The organism is Paracidovorax sp. (assembly GCF_057642795.1).
The window spans coordinates 226,372-241,607 of sequence record NZ_JBXYZY010000040.1 but is presented as its reverse complement, the minus strand read 5'-3'; the positions used below and the strand labels follow the sequence as shown (position 1 = coordinate 241,607).

General features: G+C 69.5%; 11 protein-coding genes and 1 riboswitch. Of the genes, 6 read left to right on the top strand and 5 right to left on the bottom strand.

Annotated elements, in window-relative coordinates:
* Positions 1 to 56 precede the first annotated feature (56 nt).
* Positions 57 to 1,340 carry an FIST signal transduction protein gene (locus tag AC3A84_RS17180; protein WP_487971247.1) on the top strand — a complete coding sequence of 428 codons (1,284 nt, stop codon included), beginning with the start codon at positions 57 to 59 and terminating at the stop codon, positions 1,338 to 1,340.
* Positions 1,341 to 1,423: 83 nt separating this feature from the next.
* Here AC3A84_RS17180 and AC3A84_RS17175 read toward each other — a convergent pair whose 3' ends face one another.
* From AC3A84_RS17175 to AC3A84_RS17160, 4 genes are all read right to left on the bottom strand, one after another.
* Positions 1,424 to 2,749 (bottom strand): D-amino acid dehydrogenase, encoded by a 1,326-nt coding sequence (locus AC3A84_RS17175; protein ID WP_487971246.1) that lies wholly within the window; start codon positions 2,747 to 2,749, stop codon positions 1,424 to 1,426.
* A gap of 87 nt (positions 2,750 to 2,836) precedes the next feature.
* Positions 2,837 to 2,948: riboswitch (glycine riboswitch) on the bottom strand.
* A gap of 142 nt (positions 2,949 to 3,090) precedes the next feature.
* Entirely contained in the window at positions 3,091 to 4,281 is a 1,191-nt protein-coding gene (locus tag AC3A84_RS17170; protein WP_487971245.1) for a CMD domain-containing protein, read from the bottom strand.
* A 51-nt stretch (positions 4,282 to 4,332) separates the two neighbouring features.
* The gene (locus AC3A84_RS17165) at positions 4,333 to 5,796 is read right to left on the bottom strand and encodes a SidA/IucD/PvdA family monooxygenase (RefSeq protein WP_487971244.1); all 1,464 of its coding nucleotides are present in this window, start codon (positions 5,794 to 5,796) and stop codon (positions 4,333 to 4,335) included.
* 49 nt (positions 5,797 to 5,845) lie between these two features.
* On the bottom strand, positions 5,846 to 6,886 hold the full coding sequence (locus tag AC3A84_RS17160) for a Bug family tripartite tricarboxylate transporter substrate binding protein (RefSeq protein WP_487971243.1): 1,041 nt from the start codon (positions 6,884 to 6,886) through the stop codon (positions 5,846 to 5,848).
* A 231-nt stretch (positions 6,887 to 7,117) separates the two neighbouring features.
* On the opposite strand from AC3A84_RS17160, the gene AC3A84_RS17155 reads away from it, so the two are divergent.
* Complete coding sequence (locus AC3A84_RS17155; protein WP_487971242.1) at positions 7,118 to 7,897, top strand: 2-keto-4-pentenoate hydratase; 780 nt, start codon at positions 7,118 to 7,120, stop codon at positions 7,895 to 7,897.
* Positions 7,898 to 8,315: 418 nt separating this feature from the next.
* Positions 8,316 to 10,268 (top strand): MFS transporter, encoded by a 1,953-nt coding sequence (locus tag AC3A84_RS17150; protein ID WP_487971272.1) that lies wholly within the window; start codon positions 8,316 to 8,318, stop codon positions 10,266 to 10,268.
* A 54-nt stretch (positions 10,269 to 10,322) separates the two neighbouring features.
* Here AC3A84_RS17150 and AC3A84_RS17145 read toward each other — a convergent pair whose 3' ends face one another.
* A complete protein-coding gene (locus AC3A84_RS17145; RefSeq protein ID WP_487971241.1) occupies positions 10,323 to 10,841 on the bottom strand; it encodes an Lrp/AsnC family transcriptional regulator in 519 nt (172 codons plus the stop codon).
* Between the two features lie 183 nt (positions 10,842 to 11,024).
* Between AC3A84_RS17145 and AC3A84_RS17140 the strand changes: the two genes are divergently transcribed.
* The 3 genes from AC3A84_RS17140 to AC3A84_RS17130 all read left to right on the top strand — a co-directional run bounded on the left by AC3A84_RS17140 (position 11,025) and on the right by AC3A84_RS17130 (position 15,189).
* The gene (locus AC3A84_RS17140) at positions 11,025 to 12,041 is read left to right on the top strand and encodes a 1-aminocyclopropane-1-carboxylate deaminase (RefSeq protein WP_487971240.1); all 1,017 of its coding nucleotides are present in this window, start codon (positions 11,025 to 11,027) and stop codon (positions 12,039 to 12,041) included.
* A 98-nt stretch (positions 12,042 to 12,139) separates the two neighbouring features.
* Positions 12,140 to 13,153 carry a Bug family tripartite tricarboxylate transporter substrate binding protein gene (locus tag AC3A84_RS17135; RefSeq protein WP_487971239.1) on the top strand — a complete coding sequence of 338 codons (1,014 nt, stop codon included), beginning with the start codon at positions 12,140 to 12,142 and terminating at the stop codon, positions 13,151 to 13,153.
* A gap of 230 nt (positions 13,154 to 13,383) precedes the next feature.
* On the top strand, positions 13,384 to 15,189 hold the full coding sequence (locus AC3A84_RS17130; protein ID WP_487971238.1) for a methyl-accepting chemotaxis protein: 1,806 nt from the start codon (positions 13,384 to 13,386) through the stop codon (positions 15,187 to 15,189).
* Positions 15,190 to 15,236 lie beyond the last annotated feature (47 nt).

The following is a 15,236-nucleotide window of genomic DNA, read 5'->3' as shown; positions in this document are numbered from 1 at the left end:
CGCTTCGTTTGCCCCTTCGCCTTGGGCCTTCGCGGCCCTTCCCTGACAATCCCTCCATGCCCCTCTTTCCCCACGGACACGCCACCCATCCGCAATGGAACATGGCCGCTGCGCTGGTGCTGGCGCAGCTGCGCGCGCAGATGGCCCAGCCGCAGTACGCATCCGCGCCCACGCTGGGCCTGATCTACATCACCGACCACTACGCGCATGCGGCGGCGGAGCTGCTCGACTGGCTCGCCTCCGAGCTGCCCGAGGTGACCGACTGGAGTGGCTCCGTCGGCGTGGGCGTTGCGGCCAACAACGCCGAATACTTCGACGAGCCGGCGCTCTCCGTCATGTTGCTGGACGTGCCGGCCGATCAGTACCGCGTCTTCTCCGGCGTGGCGCCGCTCTCGCGCAGCGGCGCGGCGGCGGGGGGCTTCACGGCGCACACCGCCCTCGTGCATGCCGATGGCGGCACACCCGAACTCGCCGAGCTGATCGCCGAGGTGGCTGACCGCACCGCCACCGGCTATCTGTTCGGCGGCCTGGCGGCCAGCCGTGCGCAGAGCGTGCAGTTCGCCGTGGCCGGCAACGGCAACATCGCGGGGCAGGGCGCGGCGGGTGGCGTGTTCGACGGCGGCCTCTCGGGCGTGGCCTTCGGCGCCGGCGTGCAGCTGCTCTCGCGCGTCACCCAGGGCTGCCAGCCCGTCGGCCCGCTGATGACGGTGACCGCCGCGCAGGACAACGTCGCGCTGGAGCTCGACCACAGGCCCGCGCTCGACGTCCTGCTGGAGACCCTGAAAGTCTCGCTCGACGGCGATCCGCAGCCCGCGCTGCAGAAGGTGCGCGCCACGCTCGCCGGCCTGGTGGATGCGGGCGCGCAGCCGCAGGGCCGCACCGGCCACTTCGGCACCGACGTGCGAGTGCGCCACATCGTGGGCCTGGATGCCGCGCGGCGCGGTGTGGCCCTGGCCGACCGCGTGGAGTCTGGCATGCGGCTGGCCTTCTGCCAGCGCCATGTGGCTGCGGCGCGCGCCGACCTGATGCGCATCTGCGCCGAGATCCGCGAGGAGCTGGCGCCCGAAACCTACGACGAGAACGCGCTCACCCGCGCGCTGGCGGGCGCCGACGCGCCGGGCGAGGCGCAGCAGCGGCAGATCCTGGGTGCCATCTACGTCAGCTGCTCGGGCCGCGGCGGGCCGCATTTCGGCGGGCCCAGCGCGGAGCTGCAGATCGTGCGCCATGCGCTGGGCGACGTGCCCCTGGTGGGCTTCTTCGCCGCCGGCGAGATCGCGCACGACCGGCTCTACGGCTACACCGGCGTGCTGACCGTGTTCGTGGGCAACGCGGCGAACTGAGCGCCTCAGGCGCCTCTCGCCGCGCATCTTCACCGCCGAGCTGCGCTGCCCCGCTGCCCCGTTCGCCGCAGGGCAAGCGGGCCTCAGGCATCAGGCCGGCAGCAGGCGGGGGCGGATGCCGCGGGGAGCCCGGCGAACGCGAAGTCCAGCTCCGGCGCCAGCCCGCTCACGATGCGCGCGATCGACTTGCCCGAGCCGCAGGCATGCGTCCAGCCCAGCGTGCCGTGGCCGGTGTTGAGGTACAGGTTGGGCAGCCTGGTCTTGCCGATCAGCGGCACGTTGCTGGGCGTGGCCGGGCGCAGGCCCGACCAGAACTGCGCACCCGCCGTGTCGCCCGCACCAGGAAAAAGCGCTTCCACGCGCCGCACGATGGCCTCGCAGCGCACGTGGTTCAGCGCGCGCCCGTAGCCGTTGAGCTCGGCCGTTCCGGCGATGCGCATCACGTCGCGCGCGGGCTGTCCGTCCTGCGCGGCTCGGGTGTAACGCGAGAAGACCAGCTTGTATTCGTCGTCGGTCAGGCTGGCCGTGTAGGCGGCGGAGGCATCGCGCACGGGCAGCGTCACTGAATAGCCCTTGGCCGGATAGATCGGCAGGCGCAGGCCCAGCGGCTCGGCCAGCAGCGGGCTGAACGAACCCATGGCCAGCACGTAGGCGTCGGCGCTCACGCGCTCGTAGCGGCCTTCGGCATTGGTGATCTCCACGTGGTCGATGGCGCCGCCCACCGTGCGCAGCGCGGTGATGTGGCAGGCCATGCGGAACCGGACGCCGGCCGCCTCGGCCAGCCGCGCCAGCTCGCGGGTGAAGAGGTTGGCGTCACCTGACTCGTCCGCGGCCGTGTAAGTGGCGCCGGCCAGCTGGGGGCGGATGGTGGCCAGCGCAGGTTCCAGCGATACGGCCTCGTCGGCGTTCACCACGCGGCGATCGCAGCCGAGCTGGCGCATCTGTTCGGCCGGGGCCAGGGCCGCGTCGAACTCCTTGGCGCTGGTGTAGAAGTGCAGGATGCCCTGCGTGCGTTCGTCATAGCGGATGCCGGTGTCGCGCCGCAGCTGCTGCAGCGTGTCGCGGCTATAGGTGCCTAGCGCGACGATCTGCTCGATGTTGTGGCGCGTGCGCGCCGGCGTGCATTCGCGCAGGAACTGCAGGCCCCAGAGCCACTGCCGCATATCGGCGCGCAGCCGGAACAGCAGCGGCGCATCTTCGCGGCCCAGCCACTTGAGCAGCTTCAGCGGTGCGCCCGGATTGGCCCAGGGCTCGGCATGGCTCACCGAGATCTGCCCGCCGTTGGCGAAGCTGGTCTCTGCGCCGGGCGTGGCCTGGCGGTCGATGACGGTCACTTCGTGGCCGAGCTGCTGGAGGAAGTAAGCGGAGGTGGTGCCGAGCAAGCCGGCGCCGAGGACGATCACGCGCATGTTGAAGCCTTTGAGGGTTCAAGTGCTGGACACACGTGCGCAGGCAGCTATGAATTCAATAGCGTGCAGCAGGCGCGTGGCCCAGCTGCCGCTCCCCCTGTCCTTGGTACCTGAGAGATTCACCGCACGCCAACACGGCGCAGGGCTTGCTCCTTCGGTGCGCCACTGGGTGTGGTGGCGGCTCTCCAGACGGCATTCGATGGTGTGCAGTACGGTACCTGAGCGTGTATGGGAGTTTGCGCCTTCGGTGGAACGCCCGCTGTGCCGGCCGTCCGCTCTCCTGCGGGGCGGATCGTAGCAGCGAAACCGCACCGCGCGAAGCGCCCGGCGCGGCCGCTGGTTCAGCGGGCCTGCGGGAAAACCGCTTCGCCCAGGTTCAGCATCAGCCGGTTGGCCCAGGCGAAGAGGGCGGCGGCATGCAGCGCGTCCAGGATTTCGACATCGGACAGGCCGGCATCGCGCAGCGGCTGCAGGTGCTGCGCGCCGAACGTGCCGGGCGTGCGCGTGAGCGCCGCGCTGGCGTGCACGATGGCCCGCTCGCGCGCATTGGTGCCGGCGATATCGGGGTCCGTGAAGATCTGCGCCATCACGTCGTTGCGCTTGGCGAGCTGCTCGAAGCGCTGGGCATGCACCGAGGCGCAGTACACGCAGCCGTTCACGCGCGACACCACGGTGCTCGCGACTTCGCGCTCTGCGCGCGAGAGGCCGCCGGGCGCGTACATGATGGCGTTGAAGGCTTGCGAGCGCTCGGACAGCACGCGCGGCTGGTGCGCCAGCAGCAGGTAGAAATCCGACGTGCGGGCCTTGGGGTGGCTGAGGTCGAGCACCGCGTTCTGCTCGGGCGTGGCCACTGCCGGGTCAAGCACGGGCAGCCAGGCTTTCCAGTCCAGCGTCTCGCTGGTGTAGCCGTTCACGCGCAGCGGCTCGCCGGGCGCGGGCAGGTTGGCGGGGTGGACGAAAGGGGCGGCGTCCGCCGCCTGCGCCGTTGCCGCAGCAGCGGGCGCGCTGCCTGCATCGCCCAGCTGCGCCAGCGCGGCCACGCCGGCCACCACGCGCAGCTGGTAGGTGACGAAGCCGATCAGCTGCGCCAGCAGCACCGTGTCGGGCACCGAGAGGCCCGCAGCGGGCAGCGCTTGCAGGGCGGCCTGGTCGCTTTCGGCCGGCTGCGTGGCGAGGGTGCGGGCGAAATGCACGATGGCCTGCAGGCGTGCATCCGCGATCGCGGCGCCGGGCGTCTCGACGAGCGCCTGCACGGCCGGCTCGGCATGCAGCGGCTGCAGCGCCGCGCGGTAGTGCGCCGCCAGCGCGGGCAGGCCGCTCACGCGGGCAATGTCGTGCGCCACGGCCAGGCGCTCGGCTTGCGAGAGGCCGCCGGGCAGGCCGGCGCCGAAGAGCGCGTCTTCGCAGCCCTGCGTGGCGGTGGCGACCTTGTCGCGCTGGTGGCGCACGGCGTGGGCCGCGCTGCCGGGTGCGAGGCCGGCGATGTGGTCGATGGTGTCGTGGGCAGCGATGGAGGTGTCGGTGGTGGTCATGGGCGATGCGTTGCGGTGCGGTGGGGCCGGAAGGAGATCGTGAACACGTTCTCAGCGGGGCAGGACGCGCCGGGCAGTGTCCGCAGGCGTCCATTCGTCGCCCAGCAGTTCGGGCTCGGCATAGGCCTGCAGCACGCCGAAGTGGTAGTCCACATCTTCGCGGTAGAACAGGCTGGCGAGGCCGGTGGCCAGGCGGCGAGCGCCGTCGCTGATGGCCGGGATGTCGCCCGAGACGGTGCCGTGCGAGAGCGCGGCCGGGTAGCAGAAGCAGTGCACGCGCTCCAGGCCGGGGCAGGCGCCGGGGGCTTTTTCGCGGAACTCGAACACCGGGCCCAGGTCGGGCGAATCGGCCAGTTCCTGGTCTTCGTCGCCCGGCGGCGGCGTGTAGCGCTCACTCCAGGTGCGCACGTAGGGCGCGATGGCCGCGAACTCGGGCTTGCGCGCCCAGTCGATGGCGAAGCCGGTCGAGACGATCAGGAAGTCGAAGGCGAAGCTGCCGTGCGGCGTGGCGACGTGCAGCGCGCCGTCGGCCGGGTTCTCATGCACGCTTTGCACCGGGCAGCCCAGGTGGAAGAAGGCGTTGGCGTGGCGCGAGACGCGCAGCGTGCTGCCGTGCGGCGGGGGCACCTGCGTGGTGTTGATGTAGTGGCGGATGCGCCATTTCCAGGCATCGGGCAGGTCGTGGTGGCCGTGCGTGAGGCCGGGCACGCCCGAGCCCTTGGACTTGTTGATGCGGGGCAGGTCGGGGCGGCGCACCAGCAGGTCCACGCTGGCGGCGCCGCATTCCAGCGCCGTGGCGGCGCTGTCCATGGCCGAGGAGCCGGCGCCCACCACGCCCACGCGCAGGTCGCGCAGCGTGGCGTAGTCCAGCACATCGGACGAATGCGCCCAGCGGCTGCGGTCCACGCCCTGCATGAAGGCCGGGATCTGCGGCCCGCCCAGGCCGTCGCGGCCCGTGGCCAGCACCACGCGGCGCGCGAACCAGGTCGTGGCGAGGCCCTGCGCCTGCACGTCCAGCTCCACCAGGCCGTCGCCACGCGGCCGAACGGCGGTGACCGCATGGCCGTTGCGCACGTCGGCACGGGTGACGCGGCGGTACCAGCGCAGGTAATCCATCCACTGCAGGCGCGGGATCTTGTCGAGCGCGGCCCATGCGGCGTCGCCCCACTGGGCCTCGAACCACGCGCGGAAGGTGAGCGAGGGAACCCCCAGCGCCGGGCCCGTCAGCTCCTTGGGCGAGCGCAGCGTTTCCATGCGCGCCGTGGTGGCCCAGGGGCCTTCGTAGTCGTGTTCGGCGCGGTCCAGCAGCACCGAGCGCACGCCCTGCTGCACGAGCGCCATGCTGGCCGCCAGGCCCGCTTGTCCGGCACCGATGATGAGCACGTCGATGACCGGCTGGCCCGCGTGCGTGCGCTGGGGCAGCCAGGGCTTGGCGCGCCAGTTGAGGGTCAGCAGGTCGTGCTGCAGACGTTTTTCGAGCGCGGCCAGGCCGGCGGCGGGGGAGGGGCTGTTCATGGCGTGCGGGCGGGATGCGATGGGGCTGGCTTCGGTCGGCGCTGCGATCTCAGTCGATGGATATCTTTGCGTCTTTCACCACCTGCGCCCACTTGGCGCGGTCGGCATGCACGGTCTGGCGGAACTGCTCCGGCGTTTCGATGCGCACGGCGTTGCCTTGCGATTCGAAGCGCTCGCGCACCGCGGGCTGCTCCAGCACCTCCTTGAGCGCTGCGTTGAGCTTCTTGACGAGGGCAACATCCGTGCCCTTGGGCGCGAAGATGCCAAACCAGATCGCGCTATCGAAACCCTGGGTGCCGGGCAGGCCACTGGAGGCGATGGTGGGCACCTCCTTCACCGCGGCCACGGGCCTGGAGGTGGTCACCCCCAGCAGGCGCACTTTTCCGGCCTTGTAGTGCGGCAGCACGGTCTGCACCTGGTTCATGATGCAGCAGGTCTCGCCACGCACCACCGACGTGATGGCCTCGGGCCCGCCCTTGTAGGGCACGTGCACCATGTTCAGGCCGAGGCGCGCGTTGAATTCGGCGAACGCCATGTGCGTGCCCGCGCCGTTGCCGGTCGAGGCGTAGTTGTACTTGCCCGGGTGGGCCTTCACCTCATCGACGAACTCCTTGAGCGTCTTGACGTCGATCACGGCGGGGTTGATGGTGAGCACGTTGGAGACGTCGATCAGCGTGCCCACCGGCACGAAATCCGCCTCCACGTCGAAGGGCAGCTTCTTGTAGAGCGCCGCATTGCTGCCGTGCGTGGCTGCCGTGCCGAAGGCCAGCGTGTAGCCGTCCGGCTTGGCGCGGGCCACGTACTCGCTGGCAATGTTGCCGGCCGCTCCGGATTTGTAGTCGATGACCACCGGCTGCCCGAGCTTGTTCGACAGCGGCTCCTGCACCACCCGGGCCACTACGTCCACGCCCGAGCCCGCGGGAAAGCCCATGATCAGCGTGATCGGCTGGCGCGGCCAGTCGGCTGCAGCGGAGGCTTCGGCGGCTGCAGCTGCAGGTACCGCGAGGACCGCCGCGGCGCAGGCCAGGACGGTTGCAATGGAAGGAATCGGGCGGCGGCGGAGGGTGGTGGCGGCTGCGGGATGTTGCATGGCGGGTTCCTGTGGCGGGGGCGGTGGTGTTGGGAAGGCGAGGGCGCGATTGTGGGCAAGGGCACATCGCCGCACGCTATATGCATATGGTGTGCCCGGGGCGAGTGCCGTTCCACCGCGCAGCACGGAAGGGCTTCGATAATCCTGCCTTTCGGGCCTGCCGTGTGCCTGATCCCACCATCCCGGCCGTTGCACTGGCGCGCGGCCGCGTACGCATCATCCTCGCAGCCCATGCCCGCCGACTTCGATCCTCGCCCCGCCGCCGACTGCCTCATTCGCGTCCGCACTGGCGAGGGTCCGCGCCCCAGTGATCTGCCCGCCGCGCTGCGGCCTGCCGATGCGGCTCAGGCCTACGCCGTGCAGGACAGGGTGGCGCAGGCGCGCGGCACCATCGTGGGCTGGAAAGTGGGCGCGGCCTCGCCCGAGGCCGAACCCGCGCGCGCTGCGCTGGCCTGCGACAGCGTGCATGTGGCCGGCGCCGACGGTGTGGTGCGCCTGCGGGCGCAGGATTTTCTGGTGATTGGCGTGGAGGCGGAACTGGTGTTCCAGTGCATCGCCGACCTGCCACCGCGCGGCGAGCCGTATGCGCCCGGCGAGGTGCTGGGCGCCTTGGGCGCCGTGCATGCGGCCATCGAGGTCTGCGACACCCGCTTTGCCTCCTGGGGCGGGCAGGACCCGCTGAGCCGACTGGCCGACCAGGCCTGCCATGGTGCGTTGATCGTGGGCACGGGGCGTCCGGATGGCGCGGCGGTGGATGTGCTGCGGCAGTCCGTGCGGCTGGAGGTCAACGGCGGCACCGTGGTGGTGCAAGACGCCGGCGGCAACCCGGCCGGCGAGCCGCTGCGCCTGCTGGTGTGGCTGGCCAACTTCGGCGCGCAGAGCCTGGGCGGCTTGCGCGCCGGGCAGTGGGTCACCACCGGATCGTGGACCGGCACGCCGACGGTGATGCGGGGCGATAGGGTGCTGGCGGACTTCCCCGGTATCGGCCGCGCTGAGCTGCTCATCGACTGATTGCCGCTGCGGCCGCCCCGCAGTGCGGGGCCATGGCTTTACGGTACCCATTGATTCGGCCCCTCTCACCTGCGGCGCGGGGCTTTCGGGCGGCGGTCATGCTGGACTTCGCCTTGCAGGCAGGCTGCGCAGCAGGCGCCTCGCACCGCGGGAGCGAGGTCGCGATGGTTTCCTGCTGCGCGCTGGTGATCGCTGTGCACTCGCCCACTGCGCTCCGCGCCGCCCGTTGCGGACCGGCAATTCGCAAGCTGCGTGTGCGTTTCCCGTGGCGATCAGAGCCCGATACCATCGGCCGCGCGGGCACCATCGTCGTCGGCACGGGCGGCATGGCCCGGGCAGCAGGTAGCCTCGGCGCCGCAGCACGTCCACCCGCCCCCCAATTCCATAGGAGCATGGCATGAGCCAGGAGCAGGCCCCCATGAGGGCTACCGCCGATACCGCCTCCGACGCCATCCCCGCGGGGAACGGTGGCGGCGCGCACCCCAACCAGTTCGCCCTGCTGCGCCAGCGCCGCTTCGCGCCCTTTTTCTGGACGCAGTTCGCGGGGGCGGCAAACGACAACCTGTTCAAGTTCGCCTTCACGGTGATGGTGACCTACCAGCTCGCCGTGGCGTGGATGCCGCCCAGCCTGGCGGGGCTGGTCATCGGTGCGCTGTTCATCCTGCCGTTCCTGCTGTTCTCGGCCACGGCGGGGCAACTGACCGACAAGCTGGAGAAGACGCGTCTCATCCGCTTCGTGAAGAACCTGGAGATCGCCATCATGCTGGCGGCCGCGGCCGGCTTCGTGCTGGCGCTGCCTGCGCTGCTGCTGGCCTGCGTGTTCCTCATGGGCGTGCATTCCACGCTGTTCGGACCGGTCAAGTTCGCCTATCTGCCGCAGGTGCTGCACGAGCGGGAGCTCACGGGCGGCAACGGCATGGTGGAGATGGGTACCTTCGTCGCCATCCTGCTGGGCAACGTGGCCGGCGGGCTGCTGGTGGCGATCCCGGAGATCGGCCACGGCGCCGTGGCGCTGGCCTGCCTGGCACTGGCCCTGGCCGGCAGGCTGGCGGCGCAGCGCATTCCGCCCGCACCGGCCACCGATCCGGGGCTGTCCGTCAACTGGAATCCGTTCAGCGAAACCTGGCGCAACCTGCGGCTGGCGCACGGCAACCCGGTGGTGTTCCGCTCGCTGCTGGGCATCAGCTGGATGTGGTTCTTCGGCGCGGTGTTCCTGTCGCAGTTCCCCAGCTTCGCCAAGGAGGTGCTGCACGGCGACGAGCGCGTGGCCTCGCTGCTGCTGGTGGTGTTCTCGATCGGCATCGGTGCGGGGGCGCTGCTGTGCGAGGTGCTCTCGCGCCGGCAGGTGGAGATCGGCCTGGTGCCGCTGGGCGCCATCGGCATGAGCGTGTTCGCCATCGACCTGTATTTCGCCTCGCGCGGCCTGCCGCCCTCGCCGGTGATGGGGCTGGCGGCCTTCCTGGCGCAGCCTGCGCACTGGCGCGTGATGGCCGACCTGGCGTTGCTGTCGCTGTTCGCGGGGCTCTACAGCGTGCCCATGTACGCGCTGATCCAGCTGCGCAGCCAGCCCACGCACCGCGCGCGCATCATCGCGGCCAACAACATCCTCAACGCGCTGTTCATGATCGCCAGCTCGCTCATCGCCGGCGCGCTGCTGGGCGCGGGCTTCACGGTGCCGCAGGTCTTTCTCTTCACCGGCATCGCCAATGCGGTGGTGGCGCTCTACATCTTCCTGATCGTGCCGGAATACCTGCTGCGCTGCCTGGCATGGGTGCTCTCGCGCTGCATCTACCGCTTCCGCGTGGCGGGCGACGAGCACATCCCCGTGCAGGGCGCGGCCGTGCTGGCCTGCAACCACGTGAGCTTCATCGACGCGGTGCTGCTGATGGCCGCCAGCCCCCGGCCCATCGTGTTCATGATGGACCACCGCATCTTCCGCGTGCCCGTGCTGGGCGCCGTCTTCCGGCTGGCCCGCGCCATTCCGGTCGCACCGCAGAAGGACGACCCTGCCGTCTATGAGGCCGCCTTCGAGCGCGCGGCCCAGGTGCTGCGCGCGGGCGACCTGCTGGGCATCTTCCCCGAAGGCGGCATCACGCGCGACGGCACGCTGCAGCCCTTCAAGGGCGGCATCATGAAGATCGTCGAGCGGGCCCGTGCCGATGGGCTGGAGCCGCCCGTCATCCCCATGGCGCTCACCCATCTGTGGGGCTCGTTCTTCAGCCGGGTGGAGCAGGGCAATGCCATGGTGCGGCCCTTCCGCCGCGGCATGTTCAACCGCGTGGGGTTGAACGTGGGCGCGCCGCTGGACGCCGCCACGCTCACTCCGGAGACCCTGCGCAGCCGCGTGGAGCTGCTGCTGCAGCGGGGCTGACGCGCGGGCGCCTCGCGCGCCTGCGCCCCCCCTGTTTGCCCGCTCATTCGAACGTCACAGGGCCAGCGGCAGCTCCGTGGTGGACAGCACGTTGCGGATCGTCATGAACGACCGTATCTGCCGCACGCCCGGCAGATAGAGCAGCTGCTCCGCATGCAGGCGGTTGAAGCTCTCGCTGTCCTGCGTGCGCACCAGCATGAAGTAGTCGAACTCGCCCGTGACGACGTGGCATTCCATGCAGCCCGAGATCTTCGCGGCGGCTTTCTCGAAGGCTGCGAAGGAGTCGGGCGTGGAGCGGTCCAGCACCACGCCGATCAGCACCAGCATGCCCGCGCCCACCGCGCGCGGGTTGAGCAGCGCCACGATTCCGTCGATCAAGCCCAGGCGCTTGAGCCGCTCCACCCGCCGCAGGCAGGCCGGCGCGCTCAGATGCACCTTGGCCGCGAGCGCGACGTTGGAAATGGAGGCATCGCGCTGCAGCGCACGCAGGATGGCCTTGTCCGTGCGGTCCAGATCGTTCGTGCGATCTACCGCCCTGGCGTCAGTCGTACGATTTACTTTTGTTGCGCGCATGGTGATATTTAAGAAATTGCAGTGCGTGATATTAGAAATTGGCGGATTTCGATGAGGTAGATGAGCTTCGATTCGCAGCCCTGTTGCGCAAGCATTTTCATACCATTTGCTCACCGGATGGACGCTTCGTGCGCACTCCGTCCACCTTCTCATCCACCGCTTCGCAACGCCGGAAGACCTTCCATGAACCTGCAGAAATTCGAACGCTATCCCCTGACCTTCGGCCCTACGCCCATCCAGCCGCTCAAGCGCCTGTCGGCCCATCTGGGCGGCAAGGTGGAGCTCTATGCCAAGCGCGAGGACTGCAATTCGGGCCTGGCCTTCGGCGGCAACAAGACCCGCAAGATGGAGTACCTGATCCCCGAGGCGATCGCGGGCGGCTACGACACGCTGGTGTCCATCGGCGGCATCCAGTCCAACCAGACCCGCCAGGTGGCGGCCGTGGCGGCGCACCTGGGCATGAAGTGCGTGCTGGTGCAGGAGAACTGGGTGAACTATTCCGACGCGGTGTATGACCGCGTGGGCAACATCGAGATGAGCCGCATCATGGGCGCCGACGTGCGGCTGGACTCCGCGGGCTTCGACATCGGCATCCGCCCCAGCTGGGAGCAAGCCATGGAAGACGTGAAGAAGGCCGGCGGCAAGCCCTTCCCCATCCCGGCGGGCTGCTCCGAGCATCCCTACGGCGGCCTCGGCTTCGTCGGCTTCGCCGAGGAAGTGCGCCAGCAGGAAGAGGAACTCGGCTTCCGCTTCGATTACATCGTGGTCTGCTCGGTCACCGGCAGCACGCACGCCGGCATGACCGTCGGCTTCGCGGCCAATGGCCGTGCGGACCGCGTGATCGGCATCGACGCCTCGGCCAAACCCGCCCAGACCCGCGCCCAGATCCTGCGCATCGCGCAGAACACGGCCAAGCTGGTGGAGCTGGGCCGCGACATCACCGACGCCGACGTCGTGCTGGACGAACGCTTCGGAGGCCCCGAATACGGCCTGCCCAACGAGGGCACGCTGGAGGCCATCCGCCTGTGCGCCCGCATGGAAGGCATGCTGACCGACCCGGTCTATGAGGGCAAGTCCATGCACGGCATGATCGAGAAAGTGCGCCTGGGCGAATTCCCGGCCGGCTCCAAGGTGCTCTATGCCCACCTGGGCGGAGTGCCAGCGCTGAACGCCTACAGCTTCCTTTTCCGCAACGGCTAACCCAGCGCGCGGGGCTGGGGCCTCGCGCTTCGCCCGGCTGCGCGCTGAAGGGCGGAAAGGGGCCGGCTGCTTTTTTTGTTCCTCCAAGGAGCTTCGCGATGAAGACAACGACCTGTCCGTCCCTCCCATCGCGCCGGCAAGCCTGTGCGTTCCTGTCGATGGCCGCCGTGGCCCTCGCCGCAGGCCTGCCGGGCACGGCCGCGCACGCGCAAAGCTATCCCGCCAAGCCGGTGCAGCTCGTTGTGCCCTTCCCGCCAGGCGGCGCCGTGGACATCACCGCCCGGCTGATCGCCAAGCCGCTGGGCGAGCGGCTAGGGCAGGCGGTGGTGATCGACAACAAGGGCGGCGCCGGCACCATCGTCGGAGCGTCGTACGTCTCCAATGCGCCGGCCGACGGCTACACGCTGCTCATCAGTTCGGGCTCCACGTTCACCATCAATCCGGCGCTGCAGTCCAAGCTGCCCTACGACCCGATCCGGAGCTTCGAGCCCATCGGCATGGTCGCGCGGGTGCCGCTGGTGCTGCTGGCCCATCGTGATGTGCCGGTGAACAGCGTGGCCCAGTTGGTCACGGCCGTGAAGGCGGCGCCCGGCAAGTTCGTCTATGGCTCCTTCGGCAGCGGCACCACCGGGCATTTTGCGGGCGAGCTGATGTGGTCGGCCATGGGCATCCAGTTGCCGCATGTGCCTTACCGAGGAAGCGCTCCGGCGATGAGCGACCTGATCGGCGGACAGATTCCCTTCACGGTGGATACCGTGGCTGCCGCGCTGCCTCAGCTCAAGAGCGGCAAGATCAAGGCCATCGCGGTGACGGGCGCCACGCGGGCGCCGCAGCTGCCGGGCGTGCCTACCGTGGCGGAAAGCGGCTTTCCTGGCTTCGCAGCGGATTCCTGGCTGGCGTTGGTGGCGCCCCGCGGCTTGCCGGCGGAAGCGAAGGCCAGGCTGGAGAAGGCGCTGGCCGACTCGATGTCGGACGCGGATGTGCGCGCCCAACTGCTCTCCAGCGGGCTTGAGCCTGCCCCCGCGCCCGCACAGGCCGTAGCTGCGCGCATTGCCGATGAATTGCCGCGCATGCGCGCCATTGCCCAGAGTGCAGGCATCAAAGCGGATTGAGCCGGCCACCGCGGTCATATACCCCGCAGCTCCCGCCGCACAGGAGCGGCATCCGCCACGGCGGACACACGCTGACCTTCCCCTCTGCCGCAGCGGCTGACGCCAGAGCCCGGCTGTCGCGCCATAGCCCAGGGCGGGCAATGGATATATTGCTGCAAGTTATTTAATGTGAGAATAAATTTCGATTGAGTTGTCCAATGTAAAAAATGTCATTTTGAAAAGGGTGCCCCATGAATGCATTCCGTCACATGAAAGTTGGTGCCATGCTGGGCATGGGCTTCACCATCGTGATTCTGCTCGGCACGTTCATTGCCGTGGTGGGGAACCTGCGGCTGAACAAGCTCAGCAACAGCATCGACTCTCTGGCCACGTTGCGCATGACCGATGTGATGCGGGCTCAGGAAATCAAGGACAACGTGAATCTGGTCGCTCGCATCGTGCGCAACATCGTGATGCTGCAGGACACCGAGGCGATGGCGGGCGAGAGAAAGCGTATCCAGGAGACCACCGACAAGAACGGGGAGCTCTTCAAATTGCTGGAGGCCAGCACGGAGTCGGAAGAGGGGCGCCGATTGCTGCAGGACTTGTTGCAGTCGCGCAGTAGTTACAACGCCATGGTGCTGCGGATCGCAGCATCGGCTCAGAGCGGTGACTCCAACGCCGCGCGGGAGATGGTCTTCAAGGACCTCCGCAGCCTGCAGAACGTCTATTTCGACGCGATGGACAAGTTCGTGGGCTATCACAAGCGCGAGATGCTGGAAACCAGCCGGGAGGCGCAGGGGCAGGCGAAGAGTGCGGCCACGTTGATGGTGCTGCTGGCCGTCGTGGCTGGCCTGATCGGCGGCCTGCTGTCCTGGGCGATCACGCGGCGCATCAAGGGGCAGCTGGGCGGGGAGCCGGCCGAAGCCGCCCGCATCGCCCAGGAAGTCGCCCGCGGCAACCTGGCCGTGGCCGTCGAGGTCCGCCCCGGCGACACCTCCAGCGTCCTGGCCGCCATGGCCGCCATGCGCGCCAGCCTCTCGCGCATGGTCGCCGAGGTGCGCCTGTCCAGCGAATCCATCGCCACCGGCGCCACGCAGATCTCCACCGGCAACGCCGACCTGAGCCAGCGCACCGAAGAGCAGGCCTCCAACCTGCAGCAGACCGCCGCCTCGATGGAGGAGATGAACTCCACCGTCAAGCAGAACGCCGACACGGTGCGCACCGCCGCCCAGCTGGCCTCCTCGGCCTCCGCCACCGCCACGCGCGGCGGCGAGGTGGTGGGCAGCGTGGTGCGCACCATGGACGAGATCACCGCCAGCTCGCGCAAGATCGCCGACATCATCGGCGTGATCGACGGCATCGCCTTCCAGACCAACATCCTGGCGCTCAACGCCGCCGTGGAAGCGGCTCGCGCGGGCGAGCAGGGCCGGGGCTTCGCCGTGGTGGCCTCCGAAGTGCGCAGCCTGGCGCAGCGCTCGGCGCAGGCGGCCAAGGAGATCAAGGACCTGATCGGCGAGAGCGTCTCCAAGGTCGAAGCAGGCTCCCAGCTCGTGGGCACGGCGGGCACCACCATGGGTGAGATCGTGGACCAGGCGCGGCGCGTGGCGGACCTTATCGCCGAGATCGGTGCGGCCACGCAGGAGCAGGAGCAAGGCATTTCCCAGGTGGGCGACGCGGTCCATCAGCTCGACCAGGTGACGCAGCAGAACGCGGCGCTGGTGGAAGAGTCGGCCGCTGCGGCCGGCAGCCTGAGCGCGCAGGCCAACCGCCTGGTGCAACTGGTGAGCGTGTTCCAGGTGGATGCAGCGGCCGGCCAGGGGCTGCGTGCCGCAGCGCCGCCCCGCGCGGCGGCACCTTCGCCGGCACCTGCGGCGCCGGCCGTCGCACCGCCGCCGGCACGCAAGCCCGTGGCACAGGCTGCTGCCCCAAAGCTCCGGGCTGCGGCACCCGCTGCAGTGACACCGGCGGCCAAGCCGGCTGCGCTGGCTTCGGCTGCGCCCCCGCGTGCCGCCGCCCCCGCGGCAAAGAGCGAGGACGACTGGGAAACGTTCTGATCCCTCGCTTGCCATGTGACATGGCTTTGGCGCTGTTGCCTGCCGTC